Source organism: Sunxiuqinia sp. sy24, from assembly GCF_052677165.1.
Map to the genome: position 1 here is coordinate 20,716 of NZ_JBQYLH010000018.1, position 18,635 is coordinate 39,350.

General features: G+C 42.1%; 11 protein-coding genes. All 11 read left to right on the forward strand.

Going from position 1 to position 18,635, the window contains the following annotated elements; all coding sequences use genetic code 11:
• Nucleotide 1: 1 nt before the first annotated feature.
• The 11 genes from ACUNWA_RS15160 to ACUNWA_RS15210 all read left to right on the forward strand — a co-directional run bounded on the left by ACUNWA_RS15160 (nt 2) and on the right by ACUNWA_RS15210 (nt 18,502).
• A complete protein-coding gene (locus ACUNWA_RS15160) occupies nt 2-829 on the forward strand; it encodes an amidohydrolase family protein (protein ID WP_445592770.1) in 828 nt (275 codons plus the stop codon).
• Nucleotides 830-842: 13 nt separating this feature from the next.
• A complete protein-coding gene (locus tag ACUNWA_RS15165; RefSeq protein WP_445592771.1) occupies nt 843-1,859 on the forward strand; it encodes a zinc-binding alcohol dehydrogenase family protein in 1,017 nt (338 codons plus the stop codon).
• 60 nt (nt 1,860-1,919) lie between these two features.
• Nucleotides 1,920-3,419, forward strand: a complete 1,500-nt coding sequence (locus ACUNWA_RS15170) for an alpha-L-fucosidase (protein WP_445592772.1) — start codon at nt 1,920-1,922, stop codon at nt 3,417-3,419.
• 74 nt (nt 3,420-3,493) lie between these two features.
• Nucleotides 3,494-5,872: an alpha-L-fucosidase gene (locus tag ACUNWA_RS15175; protein ID WP_445592773.1), complete on the forward strand. Its 2,379-nt coding sequence runs from the start codon at nt 3,494-3,496 to the stop codon at nt 5,870-5,872.
• 10 nt (nt 5,873-5,882) lie between these two features.
• On the forward strand, nt 5,883-7,940 hold the full coding sequence (locus ACUNWA_RS15180) for a GDSL-type esterase/lipase family protein (RefSeq protein WP_445592774.1): 2,058 nt from the start codon (nt 5,883-5,885) through the stop codon (nt 7,938-7,940).
• A gap of 78 nt (nt 7,941-8,018) precedes the next feature.
• The gene (locus tag ACUNWA_RS15185; RefSeq protein ID WP_445592775.1) at nt 8,019-8,585 is read left to right on the forward strand and encodes an RNA polymerase sigma-70 factor; all 567 of its coding nucleotides are present in this window, start codon (nt 8,019-8,021) and stop codon (nt 8,583-8,585) included.
• A gap of 212 nt (nt 8,586-8,797) precedes the next feature.
• Complete coding sequence (locus ACUNWA_RS15190) at nt 8,798-9,757, forward strand: FecR family protein (RefSeq protein ID WP_445592776.1); 960 nt, start codon at nt 8,798-8,800, stop codon at nt 9,755-9,757.
• Nucleotides 9,758-9,863: 106 nt separating this feature from the next.
• Nucleotides 9,864-13,250, forward strand: coding sequence for a TonB-dependent receptor (locus ACUNWA_RS15195; RefSeq protein ID WP_445592777.1), 3,387 nt, complete (start codon nt 9,864-9,866; stop codon nt 13,248-13,250).
• Nucleotides 13,251-13,262: 12 nt separating this feature from the next.
• Nucleotides 13,263-15,131 carry a RagB/SusD family nutrient uptake outer membrane protein gene (locus ACUNWA_RS15200; RefSeq protein WP_445592778.1) on the forward strand — a complete coding sequence of 623 codons (1,869 nt, stop codon included), beginning with the start codon at nt 13,263-13,265 and terminating at the stop codon, nt 15,129-15,131.
• A gap of 29 nt (nt 15,132-15,160) precedes the next feature.
• Complete coding sequence (locus tag ACUNWA_RS15205; RefSeq protein ID WP_445592779.1) at nt 15,161-15,991, forward strand: DUF5018-related domain-containing protein; 831 nt, start codon at nt 15,161-15,163, stop codon at nt 15,989-15,991.
• A 279-nt stretch (nt 15,992-16,270) separates the two neighbouring features.
• Nucleotides 16,271-18,502 (forward strand): alpha-galactosidase, encoded by a 2,232-nt coding sequence (locus ACUNWA_RS15210; protein ID WP_445592780.1) that lies wholly within the window; start codon nt 16,271-16,273, stop codon nt 18,500-18,502.
• Nucleotides 18,503-18,635 lie beyond the last annotated feature (133 nt).

Consider the following 18,635-nt stretch of genomic DNA (forward strand, 5'->3'; position numbering starts at 1 on the left):
TATGATTATTGATACCCACCATCATTTTTGGAATTACAATCCAGTTGAATTTGACTGGATTGATGATGAAATGGCTGCCATTCGAAAAAACTTTCTACCAGAAGATTTGTCAACAACCATTAAAAATTCCGGTGTCGAAGGCGTGGTGACTGTTCAGGCCAGGCAATGTCTGGAAGAAACGGATTGGTTGCTGCAACTGGCTTCGGAAAATGAATTTATTAAAGGAGTGGTTGGCTGGTTCCCTCTGGCCGATACAAACATTCAGGCCATTCTGGATAAATACCATGAAAATTCGTTGCTGAAAGGTGTCCGGCATGTTGTGCAGGGGGAGTCTGATCCTGATTTTATTTTAGGAGAAGCTTTTAACCATGGCGTTTCACAACTGAAGGACTATGGTTTGGTTTACGATATTCTGATTTTGGAACACCAATTACCCAACACCATTCGCTTTGTTGACCAGCATCCGGATCAGCTGTTTGTTCTGGACCACATTGCCAAACCGAAGATCAAAACCAACGAAATAAAGCCTTGGCAAAAGTTGCTGAAAGAATTGGCCAGGCACGAAAATGTAAGCTGCAAAATTAGTGGAATGGTAACTGAAGCAGACTATCAGCATTGGACCGAAGTGCAGCTTCAGCCTTATTTCGATGCGGTGCTTGAAGCCTTTGGCCCGGCTCGCTTGATGTTTGGTTCCGACTGGCCGGTGTGTCAGGTGGCAACCAACTATTCCGCGTGGCTTCAGCTGGTAAAAAAGCAGGTGTCGACATTGAGCAGCGAAGAACAAAATCAAATTTTTTATCACAATGCTCTGAAGGCTTATCAACTTTAATGATTCAAAAAAAATGAAAGCAATTGAAATAACAAAACCGGGAGCGATGAAAGTGGTGGAGCGACCAATTCCGGTTCCTGGCGAAGAAGAAGTTTTGTTAAAACTGAACTATGTTGGCTTTTGTGGGTCGGACTTAAGCACCTATCTAGGCAAAAACCCGATGGTTAGCTATCCCCGCATTCCCGGACACGAGATAGCCGCTGTGATTGAACAGGCTGGAAGCCGGGTGCCGGAGAACTTTAAGCCCGGGCAAAATGTGACCGTTGTCCCTTATACCAATTGCGGGCAGTGTTCTGCGTGCAAAAAGAAACGTTTCAATGCCTGTCGTTACAACCAAACATTGGGCGTGCAGCGTGATGGTGCCATGGCTGAATACCTGGTTGTGCATTGGCCAAAAGTATTGATGGATGAATCCTTGTCTTCCATTCAACTGGCTTTGGTTGAGCCCTTAACGGTCGGGTTTCATGCGATTGACAATGCCCGGGTAAGCGATATTGATACGGTGTTGGTGTTTGGTTGTGGCATGATTGGAACTGGAGCCATTGTTCGTGCCAATCTTCGGGGAGCTACCGTCATTGCAGTGGATATTGATGATTCGAAGCTGGAAGTCGCAGGTAAGTTAGGCGCTAACTATTTGATCAACTCCCGAACTCAGGATCTTCATGCTGAACTGGAAAAAATAACCCATGGCGATGGGCCATCAGTTATTGTTGAAGCGGCTGGGAGTCCAATAACTTATAAGGCGGCGATTGAGGAAATTGGCTTTGCCGGGCGTGTGGTGTGTATTGGTTACGCCAGCGATGAGGTGGCGTTTCCCACTAAGCTGTGGGTGCAAAAAGAACTCGAAATTTTGGGTTCACGCAATGCCAATCCTTCGGACTTTGAAGCTGTCATTAAATACCTGAAACAAGCCAATCCGGACGAGAAGTTAATGGTCTCAAAAGTTGTTTCAGCCGATGAGGCTCCTGAAGCCATGAAAGAATGGTCTGAAGCTCCTGGGAAAGTATTGAAAATACTGGTGCGTTTTTAGCGCCTGAACTCGTTTATCATTAATCGGGTTCAATAGAACTAACCAACTAAACGAACTAAAATGAAAAAACGACAATCCTGTTTTTTGTTTGCACTGGCTATTTTACTGGCAAGTTGCCATTCAGAAGTAAAAGAGAATCCAGAAGTTTATTCCGAAGACTGGACTTCTTTGGCTAAGCACAATGAAGAACCAGCCTGGTTTCAGGATGCCAAGTTTGGGATTTACTTCCACTGGGGAGTTTATTCCGTTCCTGCTTTTGGCGATGAATGGTACCCCAGACACATGCATTTTAAGAACCGAAAAGAATATCAGCATCACCTGGAAACCTATGGTCCACTTTCGGACTTTGGTTATCATGATTTTGTTCCGTTGTTTAAAGCAGAGCAGTTTAATGCCCGCGAATGGGCCGCTTTGTTTAAGCAGGCAGGGGCGCGTTTTGCCGGGCCGGTAGCCGAACACCACGATGGATTTTCAATGTGGGATAGCAATCTTACTCCGTGGAATGTCGGGGACAAAGGCCCGCAGAAAGACATTATGAGAGAGCTGAAAACTGCGCTGACAGCTCAGGACCTTAAATTCATGACTACTTTTCATCATGCCCGCAACTTGCAGCGCTATGCGGATGTTCCCAATGAAGAAAATTACGGTAATAGCCATTATCCAAGGTTTGAAGGCACTGCTCCAGCCGAGGATGATCATGAGCTGAACTATCTATATGGGAATATTCCGGAAGAGCAATGGCTGGAAGAAATTTGGTTTGGCAAGCTAAAAGAAGTGATTGATAATTATCAGCCTGATATCATTTGGTTTGATTCGTGGCTGGATCAGATTCCGGAACAGTACCGCCAGAAGTTTTGTGCTTACTACTTGAATGAAGCTCAGAAACTGGACAAAGAAGTTGTTATCGTTCGGAAACAAGATGATTTGCCTTTGAACGTGAGTGTGGACGACCTGGAGAAATCGCGCAAAAACAAGCTGGGCAAAAAGGTTTGGATGACTGATGAAACTATTAGCAAAGGGAGTTGGTGTTATACTGAAAATCTTCAAATCAAACCAGCAGTCGACATGATTCATGTGCTGATCGATATTGTCAGTAAAAATGGTGTGTTGCTGCTCAATATTTCGCCCAAAGCCGACGGAACGATTCCTGCAGACCAACAAGAAGTTTTACGGGCAATGGGAGCCTGGTTGGATAAATATGGTGAAGCCATTTATGAAACACGGCCATGGCACACGTATGGCGAAGGGCCGACCATTGAGCCGGAGGGAGATTTCAAGAATCACCGGGAATTCCTCAAAATTAAATATTCTGCCGATGACCTGCGCTACACCACGAAAGGGAATACGGTTTATGCCATGGTACTTGGAGTTCCTGATTCGGAACAACCTCTATTGATGAAAGCATTTGCCTCGCAGGGCGCTGATGTGAATATCAAAAAGGTCACTGTTTTAGGCTCAAAAGAAACTGTTCAATGGCAGTTAAAGGAAGATGGACTGTTCATTGAACAAGGTTATCCGGTAATGGATACCATGGCACAGGTTTTCAAAATTGAAATCTGATTTTTGTCGGAAATTGAGTGTGTTTGTGGTATTTTTGAACGCAATGTGACTTTATTTAGATACAATTACTACTAATGAAAAAGATTAATTTATTACTAATTGGCTTGGTGCTTGTAGTGGCAGGATTTGCCCAATCGCACCCGGACAAGTTATTCTTTAAAGATCGTTTGGAAAAGCTCTCTGAGGAGAATCTATTTAAAACAGAGGGCTACTACAACTGGTGTTCTTCCATCATCAAGGGAGAGGATGGAAAATATCATCTGTTTTATTCGCGTTGGCCTAAAAAATATACCTTCCTGAGTTGGCTGACTCACTCGGAGGTGGCACATGCTGTTGCCGACTCGCCAACTGGACCTTGGAAATATAAGGAAACGGTGCTGCAAAGCCGCGGGAAAGGACATTGGGATGCCATCACGGTTCACAATCCCAAAATCAAAAAGTTTGATGGCAAATACTATCTCTACTATGTCTCCACCAATCTAGGAGATAAAGATTATACCGAAGAGGAACTCATTGAAACGGCTCGTGTTGGTTATAGTCATCCGAACTGGACGAAATACCTGCGTCCGAATCAACGTACGGGAGTGGCTGTTTCAAACTCAATCAATGGACCTTGGGAACGAATGGACCAACCCTTGATTGAGCCTTCAGGACCAATTACCACTTTAACCGTAAATCCGGCAATTACCCAAGGAAAAGACGGTAAATACTACTTGATTGTCAAAGGAGATAAACCCAATGAAACCCGTTTTATCCGTAACCAGGCAATGGCCATTTCTGATTCGCCTGCTGGCCCGTTTGTCATTCAGGAAAAGCCGGTTATTGATTACCTCGACACGGAAGACATGTCGGTGTGGTACGATGCCAAACGCGATTATTTTTATGGGGTATTTCATGCACATTCCTTTATTGGTATGGTTAGCTCGTCAGATGGAACTAATTGGAAGAAGGCAACAGAGTATGTTTTAACTCCCAAGAAGCTGGATATGAATGATGGTAACTTGCTGGTTCCTGATCGTTTGGAACGTCCGTTTGTTTATCTGGAGGATGACGAACCTCAGGTGCTTTCGTTGGCCGTAAAGAAGGGTGATGAGGCCTACATCGCATTTGTTCCGGTAAAACAGCAGAAACGTCCGGTTCCCAACAAGCGCCAGCAAGCCTGGCAGGAAGCCGAGTTAGGAGCCGTTTTTCATTACGATTTGCATGTATTTGATGGCAAAAAATACGGACAAGGTGGTAACCGGATTGATCCGGTCACAGATTACCAGGTTTTCAATCCAGAGAATTTGGACACAGATCAGTGGATAAAAGCAATTAAGGATGCAGGTTTTACCTTCGCTATTCTGACAGCTACGCACGAAACTGGCTTTGCCCTTTACCAGTCGGATGTGAATCCTTATTGTATGAAAGCCCTGAAGTTTCAGGATGGAAAGGGCGATTTGGTTCGCGACTTTGTGAATTCATGCCGTAAATATGGAATTAAACCAGGGATTTACCTGGGGATTCGCTGGAATTCGTTTATTGGTGTGCACGACTTTAAAGTCAATGGAGAAGGGGCTTTCCGTGAAAACCGGCAGAAATGGTACAATCAGATGGTTGAAGGCATGGTCAAAGAGATTTGTACCAACTATGGCGAATTATTCGAAATTTGGTTTGATGGAGGTGCCAATCATCCGGCCAATGGGGCGCCGGATGTTTTACCCATCGTTCAGCAATATCAACCCAATTGCTTGTTCTATCACAATAAGCAGTTGGCTGAAGCACGTTGGGGCGGTTCTGAGTCAGGAACGGTTGCTTATCCTTGTTGGTCTACTTTCCCGTATTACTCTACCGGAGCAGGAGAGTCGGCCCATCAGGCCATTGCTAAAAACAATTTCCAACTATTGAAAGAGGGTGATCCAAATGGAACTTATTGGATGCCGGCCATGTCTGATGCTCCATTGAGGGGCTACAACGGACGGCATGAATGGTTTTGGGAACCAGGTGATGAAGCGCACATCTTCCCGCTGGAGAACCTGATGGATATGTACTGCAAGTCTGTTGGACGAAACTCAACATTGATTATGGGATTGACACCGGATCCTGATGGCGTGCTTCCGGAACCGGATGTTCAACGACTGAAAGAATGGGGCGATGAAATCAAACGTCGTTTTGAAACGCCTGTGGCTCAAACGAAAGGAGAAGGCAAGAAGCTTGTATTGAAATTGTCCAAAGCTCAATCAGTTAACCATGTGATTATCCAAGAGAATATTGCTTTGGGAGAACGGGTACGCCGCTACGAAGTGGAAGGTTTGGTTAGTGGCAAATGGACGAAGCTTTGCGAAGGACAGTCAATTGGTCAAAAACGAATTCAACAGTTTGATACTGTAGAGTGCTCCAAAATTCGTTTAACGATTGAGCAGTCCGAAGAGCTTCCTTCGATTAAGAACTTAGCGGTTTATCAAGTTGAATAAAAACACTTCTATGAAAAAATACACATTCGCACTAATCATCTTTTTGGTGATTAGTTGCTTTAATTCTTATGCTAACGATTGCTTGCCGGATAGACAAGTCGGTAAGCCGTTGAGCATGCCAACAGTTGGCTGGGAAGGGGCAAAAAGCCAGTGGAAAGGATTTGACCGTTATGATTTTGTTTTCTTTCCGAATGAGCAAAAAATAGGGATGCCTGGTGAGAACCCGAATGGACGAGGTCTTTCTGCCCGGATTGTAGTTCCGGAAGTTGCTTTGCCCGGAAATCCTTGGGTGTGGCGAGCACGTTTCCCGGATTGGCATACGGAAATGGACAGTATTTTACTCAGCGATGGGGTTTACATCGCATACATCAATACGAACAATCAATATGGCACTCCGGCAGCGGTAGCCAACTGGAATCATTTCTACGAATACTTGGTGAATCGGCATCAGTTGTCCCGAAAAGTTGCTTTGGAAGGTGTTAGCCGGGGCGGATTGTTCGTTTATAATTGGGCTAAACAGAACCCGGAGAAAGTGAGTTGCATTTATGCCGAAGCTCCGGTATGCGACTTTAAAAGTTGGCCCGGTGGTTTCGGAAATGGGCAGGGGAGTGCTGCCGATTGGGAACGCTTAAAGCAGGAGTATGGCTTTGCGTCAGATGAAGAGGCCTTGAACTATGCGAACAACCCTATGGACAACCTGGAGCAGCTTGCTTTGGCTAAAGTGCCTGTTATGCATATGATTGGCTTGAAAGATGAAATTGTTCCTCCCGAAGAAAATACCTTCTTGCTTATTGACCGGTATGTGAAGCTGGGAGGGCCAGCAACAATCATTCCTTGTACCCGGGGCGAACAAAAATTGTTTGGGCATCATTTTCCGATTGAAACGCCTGAGTTGGGGGCACGATTTATCCTTCAGCATACTGAATTGCCTGAAAAACTCTTGGATGCGACCCAATATCATCGGCTTCGAAACGGATTGAAGAACAGTCAAATTAAGTTTGAGCGGGAAAAGAAAGGACGGGTGGCATTTCTGGGTGGTTCAATCACTTACAATGGTGGTTGGCGTGATAGCATTTGTAATTATCTGCAAACGCGTTTCCCGGATACGGACTTTGAGTTTATTGCAGCGGGCACCCCTTCCATGGGAACTACGCCGGCAGCCTTTCGACTGGAGCGCGATGTGTTGGCCAACGGGCCGGTTGACTTGCTGTTTGAAGAGGCTGCTGTGAATGATGCTTCGAATGGGCGAAGCGATGAGGAGCAAGTAAGAGCGATGGAAGGTATTGTTCGGCATTTAAGAAAGAGCAATCCGGCGATTGATTTGGTGATCATGCATTTTGTGGATCCCGATAAAATGGAGACTTACCGCCAGGGAGAAGTGCCTAAAGTAATTCAGAATCACGAAAAAGTAGCTGCCCATTATGGAATTTCCACCATAAACCTGGCCAAAGAAGTGACCGACAGGATTGATGCCGGTGAGTTTTCCTGGGAAGAAGATTTTAAAAACCTGCATCCTTCGCCATTTGGACAGCAGGTTTATTATCGATCAATGAAACAACTGCTGGATCGAGCCTGGAGTGGCTTTGTGGCCGAAGATGACAAGCTCACAAGTTACTCGATGCCCGATCCGATTGACTCGGATAACTATAGCAATGGAAAGCTTGTTGCTGTTGAAAAGAAGCACGAAGGGAAAGGCTGGCAGTTTGTGCCCAACTGGAAGCCCACGGATAACAAAGGAACCCGGGCAAACTATGTCAACGTCCCCATGTTGGTTTGCGAAAAGCCATCACGTATTTTGAAGTGGGACTTTGAGGGAAATACCGTTGGAATAGCTGTTGCTGCTGGCCCCGATGCTGGGATGATCGAATACCGCATTGACGGCGGTAGCTGGCAGAAATTGAACTTATTTACGCGTTGGAGTGCGCATTTACACCTTCCCTGGTACTACACGTTGGCAACCGGGCTGGAGAAAGAAAAGCATACTTTGAGAATTCGTGTTTTAGAAGAAAAGAATAGTGATAGTAAGGGAAATGCGTGTCGGATCAGGTATTTTTATTGCAGCGATTAAGTAGGTTTCTTATTTTTGAATGAAGACAGGATCGTTTTGAAAAAGCTTTTCTGATTGCAAACTACTAACTCTGAATGAATGGATGAAAGCGGTGGAAATTCAAAACTGAATTTTAAAAAATTTGAACAATTCTTCAACGAAAATATACATGCAGCTGGCTTGATCGCTTACCGATATGTTTCAGATAAGCAACTTGTCGAGGATATTTTGCAAGATGCATTTATTACGATCTGGGATAAACGATCTCAGATTTATAATTCTGATGCTGAATTGCGTAAATACTTATTTGTTACCGTTCGAAATAAAACAATCAGCTATTTGAGGAGTATTAAGGTAAAACAAATTGAAATAGATAATGCTTTGGCTAGTATGTGCTTACAGGAAGAGGCGAAACTCTACACAGATGAAGAGTTGGCATTAAAGGTTTCCAAAGCGATTGATAAACTACCGAAACGTTGTCAGGAAATCTTCAAGTTAGCATACCTTAACGATAAGAGCTACAATGAAATTGCTGATACTTTGACAATTTCAAAGAATACGGTAAAGACTCAGATGGTTATTGCTTACCGAATTTTGAGAGTGGAACTGAAAGAGATTTATCTCAACATGCTCTTTATTCTAACGAATTGGAAAAAACGAGAATAAGCTGAATTGGAGATAGGAAAGCGGGCTTTTAGATGCCAGAAGAACAGTAATTTAAATTGATGCTTTGTCGTCAGCACCAACGCAAAAGATTGGGAATTTGCAACTTGAATTTTAGAACTGGAAACGCAAAACTCACTTCTTGCTATAAAATTTTTCAAAAAAGTGATTTTTCATTTCACCCCCTCCGATAATACTTGCGTTATATAAGTACTATGAAAAAGGATGAATATCGTGAAGCCGAAAATATGATCCATCATTTACACGATGGCCAGGATCTTCCGAATTTTGATGAAAAGGTTAAAGCATCAAAAGAATATACAGATATTGAGAAAATTTACCGGGTGAGAGAACAAGTCGCTTTTCTCGGTAGCCTTAATCCTGGAAACCGGCTTTGGGCGAAAGTATATTCCCATGTTGGGCGAAAATCTGCCTATCAGGTTTGGCTGAAGTATGCTGCCCTTATTATCATTTCTTTTAGTCTCGGATCATTACTTATCTATTTGATAGGAATAAATCCATACAACTCGAGTATGGCAACGATAAATTGTCCTTCAGGACAAATTACGAGTTTAACGCTTTTTGATGGAACGACAGTCTGGTTGAATTCAGGGAGTAGTCTCAAATATCGCTCAGACTTTAATGCTTCGGGGCGTGAAGTGTTTGTTGAAGGAGAAGCATTCTTTGATGTCGCTCATAATAAGAACAAACCATTTATTGTCAACCTCGAAAACTCCCGTATCAAAGTGCATGGAACGAAGTTTAATGTTAAGGCCTATCCCGGCAGCGGGCAGGTTGAAGCCGTCTTGCTTGAGGGCAAAATTACTTTTTCAACCAGTAACGAGTCAGTTGACTTAAAACCATCAGAACGAATTGTTATATCCGATAGGCACAGGAGGATTGAGAAAGATTGGGTTGATGCCGAGAAGGTTGCAGCCTGGAAGGAAGGACGATACTTTTATGACAATGAAAAACTGACCAAGATTATCGAGCAAATGCAACGGTGGTATGATGTGGAGTTTGTTTTTGATGCCAATAGTTTGGAGTCTTATCAGTTTACAGGAATTATTAACCGCGACAAGACAATACTTTATAATATTAAGCTACTTGAATTGACAAATAAAATTGATGTTAAATATAGAAATGACAAGATATATATTGAAGTGAAAAAATAAAACCGGGAAATGTTTGGCGCAAATCCCGGTTTAATTCTTGGTTACAATGCTCTTGACTTTCAGACTCAAAAGCATTGTTTTTGTTAAACTTAATACTTACAAATGTATGAAAAAAAATCGTAGTTATTTATGGGAAAGACGGAAGATCTTTTCTGCTAAACTCAATTTGATTATGAGATTGACACTCTTTTTGATGGTTTTGGGAGTTCTTACAACTTCAGCCAAATCGTACTCGCAGCAAACGGATTTAAAACTTGACTATTCGAAAACGTCTATTCGCGAAATTCTGAATGATATTGAGCGCGATAGTCACTTCAACTTTGTGTACAGCAATACAGATTTTGATGTGGAGCAAAAAGTTGATTTGAAAATCAAAAATGCGTCGATTCAGACTATATTGGATCAGCTGCTGGATGGAACAGGAATGGGCTATCGTATGGTTGACCGAGTGATTATTATTTCTTCGGAAAATGAACAAGAAGCGAATAATGTAACTAGCCAGATTGCAAAAACAATCAGAGGGAAGGTTGCTGATGGACAGGGAGAGCCTTTGCCTGGAGTTACTGTTATTGTAAAAGGAACCACTATTGGTAGTGTTACTGATTTTGATGGAAATTACATTTTATCGAATGTCCCTGATGATGCGACTTTGGTTTTTTCGTTTATTGGAATGAAAACTCAGGAAATAGCTGTTGCTGGGAAAACATCGATTGATGTTACTCTTGCGGAAGAAGCTATCGGCTTAGACGAAGTTGTTGCTATTGGTTATGGGACTTCAACAAAGAGAAATCTAACCACTGCGGTTTCCACAGTTGACGCTGAAAAATTAAAGAACATTCCTGTAAACAATATTACCTATGCTTTGGCTGGGCGTACTGCAGGGCTTATTGTTACACAATCAGGAGGAGGTATTGGTAAAAATTCAACTATTTCTATTCGTGGTGGTGGTACTCCGCTCGTGGTTATTGATGGTTTTATTGTACCCTATCAGGATTTTGAAAATTTAAGCCCCGATGATGTTGCTTCTCTTTCAGTTTTAAAAGATGCTTCGGCGGCTGCCGTGTATGGTGCAAGAGCAGGTAATGGAGTTTTGGTAGTTAATACAAAAAAAGGAAATAAAGGCTTGCGGGTAGGTTACAGTTATAATACAAGTATAAGTGAACCTACAAATTTAGGGACTAAATTATCATCCTATGAAAGGGCAATGTTTGACAATACGGTGAGGTCAACATATAAACTTGATCCACGTTGGACTGATGAAGAGCTTGAGAAATTCAAGACAGGTTCTGATCCATACAATTATCCGAATACTGATTGGTTGAAAGAAGTTACGCGAAATTTTGCTCCAGAAAGCAAACACACGGTTAGTATAGATGGTGGTAATGATATCAATAAATTTTTCATTTCGTTTCAGGCATACGATCAACAATCTTTATACAAGGAAAATACAAACTGGTTGAAGCGTTATAATCTGAGGATGAGTGAGACTTCAGAATTGAAAAAAATAGGATTAACCTTACATTTTAGTGTAGATGGTTACCTTACTAACGTAAGGGCGCCATTGTCTCAATATTCTAATGGTTATTGGCAAACTTGGGGGCACATTCAAAACCAGGGACCTGGTGCGATCGCTTATAATAAAGACGGTCAAATTTATGTAGGATATGATAATCCGGCCGCAGAAATTTCAGATGAATCGGGTTATAATTATAGCTCTACTAAGATGTTGACAGGGGCTTTTAATGCTGATTGGAAAGTATATGGCGTGGAAGGATTAAAACTAAAACTGTCAGCAAACTACAGGATCGGTGAATCAGGGAGCAAGGCCTGGCAGAAAACCGCCACCCAATATGATTTAGAGGGTAACCCTGGTCCAACTTTTCCGGTTAGCTTAACCTACGGTAGTGGTTCAAACTATCAATATACGACACAATCGGGTTTTGAGTATGAAAAGGTATTTAATGAGGCGCATTCGTTTTCTGCTACAGCACTCTATGAGCAGACTTATGGTTTTGGTGAAAATATTTGGTTAAAACGTAAAAACTATTTGTTTTTAATTGACCAAATTGGAGCTGGACCTTCGGAGGACATGGAAAACGGAGGCGGGGAAAGTGAGTATGGACGAGCAGGATATGTTGGCCGTATGTCATACAATTATAATCAAAAGTATTTTGCTCAGGGCTCAATTCGCTATGATGGAAGCGACCTTTTTCCGGAAGATAAAAGATGGGGTACGTTCTTTTCCGGGTCACTAGGATATATTATATCAGAAGAAAATTTCTGGACATCTTTGAAAGATCAAAATATTTTTAACTATTTCAAGTTCCGGGCATCTTATGGCCAGGTTGGGCTTGACTCAGGTGTTTCTCGATTCAGCTATTTGTCATCTTATCAGTTGAACGAGAGAGGCTATACTATTGACGGAAACTTAGTGCCAACATTTTCTGAAGGTTCCTTGGTTAGTCCAGATATTACCTGGTATTCGACTAACTCTTCAAATGTCGGCTTCGATTTTGCAAGTTTAGGGGACAGGCTATCGGGTAGTGTCGATTATTTCTATATGGAAACTGTAGGTTACCTGACTTCTCCTTCAAATGTGGGATACTCTGATCCGTTAGGAGTTTCCTTACCACAAGTGAAATCCGAAGGAGAAAGTAGGCGTGCCGGATTCGATTTCTCACTTTCGTGGAAAGGGAATTTAGGTGATTTGAGCTATCAATTGGGAGGTAATATGACCCATTTTAATTCGCTGGTTGCAGTTGCCTGGAATGAAGATCTAGCCGCTCAAAAAGATCCGCGTAAACGCGAGGTTCAGCAAACAGGATATTGGGGGCAAGGATATATCAATCAAGGTTATTATGCCAATTCAGATGATGTGTTGAATTCTCCTCGTCGCGATGGTTCCTCAGATTTAGTTGCTGGCGATATAAAATATAAGGATGTTAATGGTGATGGTTTTATCGATGGAAGTGATTTTGTACGTATCGGAAGTAATGGATTTCCTCGAGCAAATTACGGAATTTTTGGTAATTTCTCGTTCAAAGGATTCTTTGGTAATTTCTTGTTTCAAGGAGCTACTTCAAGAGATATGTATTTAGGAGACGTATTGAGAGGGCAATCTACTGGTGGCTACACTACTTTTTATGATTATCAACTTGATTACTGGACTCCAGATAATAGGGATGCACTCTATCCTCGAATTGCTCCAAATTCAAGCATCAATGGAAACAATAATTATACGACTTCTGACTTTTGGTTGGTAGATGGAAAATATATTCGTTTAAAAACATTACAGGTTGGTTACGAGCTGAAATCGAAGCTTTTAAAGAGAGTTGATTGGATAAGTAAATTGAATTTGGTACTTAGTGGTCAAAACTTGTTTACAATTTCTCCTGCTACCAAATTTAGCCTTGACCCAGAAAATGGGAGTACCAATAATTACGATTATCCGGTACAAAGGACATATTCATTAAGCGTTAATGTTGAATTTTAAAAACTGAAGTATATGAAAAAGAATAAAATTATATTCTTGACATTAATAAGTGCATTACTATTTTTAGGTGCTTGTAAAGATGTGTTAGATACAGAACCATTTACAAGTTTTGATGAAGCAACTGTGTGGGGATCAAAAGAAACTGCGGATGCATTTGTAACTGGCACCGTTAGTAGTGTTATGTATGGCTATGTCAATGGAAATCAAACAACTTGGGAGGCGAGGACAAATAACTCGGTGCATAACCAAGGAGGAAATAGCTTTGTGCGGGAAGAATTAAACAGAGATGCAGGTGATGGTGGTCTGGGTAACTTCGGTACAATACGTAAGTGTAACTTAATTATTGAAAAAGCTGCCGAATATGCAGGACACGGATTAAGTGATACCCAGTCAAAAGAGTTGATAGCAAAAGGAAAATTATTGAGAGCTTTAACATACTATCTTCAAGCTCGCACAATGGGACGATTTGTTTGGGTTGATGAGGTTCTGGAACCGGCGGATACAATAAGCGGTGGTTTGGAGATGCCCACAACCAAAACAACAACTGAAAGTTATACTTATATCCTTGCTGATATTGACGCAGCCATTCCAGACCTTCCGGAAACAGCAAAACCTGGCGAGTTAACTAAAGGTACAGCTTTAGCTTTCAAATCAGAAATTGCATTGCAAGCTGCTGCTTATGAATCCGATGCTGCAAAAAAGAAAGCTTGGTTGGAGGGGGCTGTTGATGCTGCAAATCAGGTGATTGCTTTGGGGCAATATTCATTGGGGAGCGACTTTGGAAGTATCTTTAATGAAGGCGCACCTTATTCCAGCGAAATAATTTTTGCAGTGTACAGGGTTAAATCAAACACCACAACAGAAGCTATTGCACCTCTGCAAAATGTGATGCCGAATACGAATAATGATGTATTGAATAGGAACGGGTGTGGTCCACTTTTTACTACTAACGGCGGACAGCCTTTTATTGGCTGGATGTGGTGGGCACCTACTCAGAACCTGGCAGACCAGTTCGATGTTATTGATCAGTTAACTGGTAAAGCTGTAAAGTGGAACGAATCGTCTCAGTTCGTTGATAATGTGCAGGTGACAAACAACGCTCCGGATTGGGCTACTGATGGAGAAAAAGGAGAAGTGCAATTCTCTGGAATTGTCACTGGTGATGCTTCTATCTCTGATATTATGTATTTACATAGGGATAAACGGTTCTATGATTCTTTTGTTTATGATAACAGCAGGTGGTGGAATGAAGAAATCAGGTTAACAGTAAATGGGAACTTATGGCGTAAAACAAACGGAGGACTTGGTCCCCATATGAGTCTTTCCAACTACATTTTCAAGAAAGGTGTTTATAATACGCAGCCACGAATTTTAGCAGGTACTCCTACCGATTATCATTTTGTGGTTACTCGCCTAGGTCGCGTTCTGCTAAATAAAGCCGAAGCAATTTTATGGCTTGCAGGTATGGGGCAAGGTGACTTTGATGAGGCTGTCAGCATTTGCAATGAAACGCGCACAACTCATGGAAAACTGCCTGAGGCAAATGCTAGTTCGCTTGAGGAAGCCTGGAATCTTTATCTGAAAGAGCGCCGTGTTGAAATGGTGATGGAAAATGATTATTACTGGTCATTGTTACGTTGGGGTAAACATGGCGGTTTCGCAAATAATGGAACTGCACCTGGCGGTAAAATTAGTGAATTAACTGTTCCTCCTACCTACATTGAAATTACAAATGATAGAAAATCATTCTATGTTGGAACAATAACCCATGGAGGGAATGACGTGAGGGCATTTGACGAATCTCGCCGTTACCTTCTGCCAATTCCACAAGGACAAATTAACAGGAATCCAAATCTTGGTCCGCAGAACCCAGGTTGGTAGCGCTTTTTAATTACTTAAATCTTAAAAGAATGAAAAATAAAATTTATAATTATCTTATTCAAAGTATCTTCCTGATGTTGATTATAGGAACATCTTCCTGTTTGACTGGAAACTTGGAAGACATACCTGAGTTTAATGATGCTGAAATTACCGACGTGAAATTTGATTTTCGCTATAAAGATGCTAATAGTAACTGGGTAGATGGCGAACCAATAGTGAAAGTGGTTCGACTGAATGTTGAAAAAGATGTAAATGTCAGTGAGGGAATTATAGAGGTAACCCTTTCTTTGCCAGCACCAGATGCATCATTTACTAATGAAATAAGAAGACAAGTTTCACTAACTAATTTAGTAGGTAAATTTAATATTTCAACAGCAGCAACCATAGAGCCTCTGAATGACGCACCAACTCTGGGAATACCAGGAGATTTTTCATCTGGACGAAGATACAGGGTAATTGCTGCAGATGGAACTACAACAAAGGAATGGACAATTAAAGTTAATCCATTACCAGAGATTAATGCTTTTGAAGGATACTATCAGGAGTCAGGCACACTTGTTCGAATTGGTAATGCGCCGGATGAGCTTGATGCAGAGATATATTTGCAAACAATAGATTCAAAGACTTGCAGGGCACAAGCAGGTAAGTCGGTATTCAATAACTCTGGTATTTTGTATCAAATTCAAGTAAATGCTGATAATACGGTTACAATTAAAAGTGATCCTAATTCGGTAGTGGAAATATTCCCTCAAGGCGGTGTTACTTCAACCTATGATCCAGCAACTAAAACTTTCGATTTGCATTATCATTATAGAAATGGAGAAAGGTTATTTGATACGAAATTGGTGCTCATAGAATAAGAGCAATAAAACTTTTCTATTCACACTAATTGTGTTGGCAAAGGGGACATTTGCATGAATGTCCCCTTTGTATAGTAATTATTATTTTTAGAAGAATCGAGAAGCTTACTTCTCTAGATCTCATCTGTGCTTTTGATATGATTTGGGTTATTGGAGATGAGGTAGTAATCAGGATTTTTAATAACGTAACTCATTGGAGGTTTTGAATTACCTCTCACTTTCGTTGATTTTTTAAAATATTAAATAAATCACTTTAAGTATATGCGACTAACCTATCCAATGCTATTCATAATTCTTACGATTTGCGTGCTAAGTATCCGTGCGCAAAATTACCAATCGTCTTTGGTTAAAGAGTTACCCGGTGGTCCGGAAAATGCCCCGTCAGTTCTTGAAGTGGGAAACGAAAAAGAGTATTTAGTTTTACACTATAACAATGCTACTATTTTGGCGGCCCGGTTTGACAATGAAGCTGAAATTACATCGACTGTACAGGGAGCGCAAGTTATTGAGCAACGGATTCAGTTCCGTTTTGAAAAAGAAACTACTGTTCACGCCCTTGTGTATGGAAGCTCAGAAGCATTGGCTGCCGAAACCCGCGGTGAGGCCCAGGATAAATTGGCTTTGGTGCGTACCTCACATGGATTAAGTAATAACTTGCGGAACAATGCTATTTACGACAGAAACTTCGATTGGATGCTTGAGTTGCCAGAGGGGACAGTGATTAAATCGTCTCGAAAACCAAATGGTACTACTCAATTTGAACTCACTTTTACTGTAAAAAATGCAGAATTGGTATTCCGTCCGCGGTATTATCAGAAACATAAAAACTTACCTTATTTTCAACCCTGGACCTATCAGGTGTACAAAGAATCCATTACCGGATGGTGTTCGTGGTGGGCCTATTTCAGGGAGTTTACCGAAGAGGATCATCTGGATTTATTGGAGATGTGGCAAAAGAAACATTTGGCCGACTACGGTTATCGCTTTATTCAGATCGATGATGTTTATCAAGGAGAAAACGACCGAGGTCGCGAAAATTGCGAAGTGGCCAGCGGTTACCTTGGTGGACGACCCACAACTTGGCTCGATTGGAAGAAAGACCTTTTTCCTTCAGGACTGACAGGCTACGTCACTTCTATTCATCAAGCAGGTTTCGATCCTGCCATCTGGATGGGTTGTTTTTTTTCTGATGAAGAAACGGTGCAAAAACACCCGGAATGGTTTGTGCACGATGAGTTGGGGAACCCGGCAGCAGCACCATGGGTGAGCTACGTGATGGATGCTACCAATCCGGAAGTTGTTGAGGCATTGATTCGCCCTACTTTTAAAGGGATGAAAAATGCCGGGATTGGATATGTGAAAATCGATCAGCTTCGGCACTACCTTTATGATAATTTGCACAATAACCTGGAATGGTGCAGCGAAAGGGGAGTTGGCCCGGATGAATTGTTAAGGGCTTATTTGCGGGTAGCGCGCGAAGAGTTGGGCGACGATACGTTTATTCTTTCCTGTTGGGGGGTTTTGCCCGAATCCATCGGGTTGGCTGATGCCTGCCGCATTGGTGGCGATGGTTATGGCCCGGTTACCCTGCAGCAATACAACTCATGGAACGGCATCGTCTGGCGTAACGACCCTGACCATTGCGATGTGTCGCCCAACAAAAAAGGCAAAGATATTGGCAATGTAAAAGAGCTGGAAGCCAGACAAGCAATGGAACGGGAAACCATCATACGCCCGGCTTTAGCCTCAATTGCCGGAGCCATTTTGATGCTCAGTGATAAGCCTGAAGTTTATGAGGATGATAGCCGAATTTATGGACTACGACGTTCTTCGCCTGTGTTGTTTTCTGTTCCCGGACAGTTATACGACTTTGATTCAGGAAAAACCAATTGGCTCAAGAGCAACGAACGTACTGATATTACTACAGGAAGACATCCTTCGCCCATTGATGGAGATCAGTTTGGTGAAGTGTGTCCCTATTGGCTGAATGAGTTCAATACCGGCTTTGAAAACTGGAATGTATTACATCGCTTAAACTGGTCAGAAAGGAATCAAAAGTCGCTTGAGCCGGTGGTGCTTAAGTTTGCTGACTTGGGGCTCGATTCTTCGAAGGAATACCTGGTGTATGAGTTCTGGAGTGATAAAATGTACGGAGTATTGGAAGATGATTTTGCTTTGGGTGAATTGGAGCCTTATGGACTGGAATCCTTGGCTATTCGCGAAAAACTTGATCGTCCGCAGTTGGTTTCTACGAACCGTCATTTGTCGCAAGGAGCTGCTGAAATAGAAAAGCTGCTCTGGGAGGAAAATTCACTCAAAGGACGCAGTCGAGTGGTGGGGGAAGATGAGTATGTGATTACCATTTATATTCCCGAAGATTACTTGTTGCACGCAGCAATAATCAATGGCGAGGAAGCCGGAATTGAACAAAAGGGCGAGGTCTTAAAAATTTCGTATCGGCCTGCCGAAACTTCCTCCGTACAATGGGAAGTCTCGTTTAAACGCAAGTGATAGTAGCAGGCAGAGCGTGTAATTAGAATCACGGAGAATGGAATTGATGGTTGGTATCGTATCCATGACTAAAGATCTGATTTTTGCTGGTGGCAAATATGTTAGCTTGGCTATTATTGAAGTTCGGGGTCAA

Excerpts from the sequence above, each read along its gene's own strand:
- ACUNWA_RS15175 (WP_445592773.1), top strand. The coding sequence starts at position 3,494 with ATGAAAAAGATTAATTTATTACTAATTGGCTTGGTGCTTGTAGTGGCA.
- ACUNWA_RS15165 (WP_445592771.1), top strand. The coding sequence starts at position 843 with ATGAAAGCAATTGAAATAACAAAACCGGGAGCGATGAAAGTGGTGGAG.
- ACUNWA_RS15210 (WP_445592780.1), top strand. The coding sequence starts at position 16,271 with ATGCTATTCATAATTCTTACGATTTGCGTGCTAAGTATCCGTGCGCAA.
- ACUNWA_RS15170 (WP_445592772.1), top strand. The coding sequence starts at position 1,920 with ATGAAAAAACGACAATCCTGTTTTTTGTTTGCACTGGCTATTTTACTG.
- ACUNWA_RS15195 (WP_445592777.1), top strand. The coding sequence starts at position 9,864 with ATGAAAAAAAATCGTAGTTATTTATGGGAAAGACGGAAGATCTTTTCT.
- ACUNWA_RS15180 (WP_445592774.1), top strand. The coding sequence starts at position 5,883 with ATGAAAAAATACACATTCGCACTAATCATCTTTTTGGTGATTAGTTGC.
- ACUNWA_RS15190 (WP_445592776.1), top strand. The coding sequence starts at position 8,798 with ATGAAAAAGGATGAATATCGTGAAGCCGAAAATATGATCCATCATTTA.
- ACUNWA_RS15205 (WP_445592779.1), top strand. The coding sequence starts at position 15,161 with ATGAAAAATAAAATTTATAATTATCTTATTCAAAGTATCTTCCTGATG.
- ACUNWA_RS15160 (WP_445592770.1), top strand. The coding sequence starts at position 2 with ATGATTATTGATACCCACCATCATTTTTGGAATTACAATCCAGTTGAA.
- ACUNWA_RS15200 (WP_445592778.1), top strand. The coding sequence starts at position 13,263 with ATGAAAAAGAATAAAATTATATTCTTGACATTAATAAGTGCATTACTA.
- ACUNWA_RS15185 (WP_445592775.1), top strand. The coding sequence starts at position 8,019 with ATGGATGAAAGCGGTGGAAATTCAAAACTGAATTTTAAAAAATTTGAA.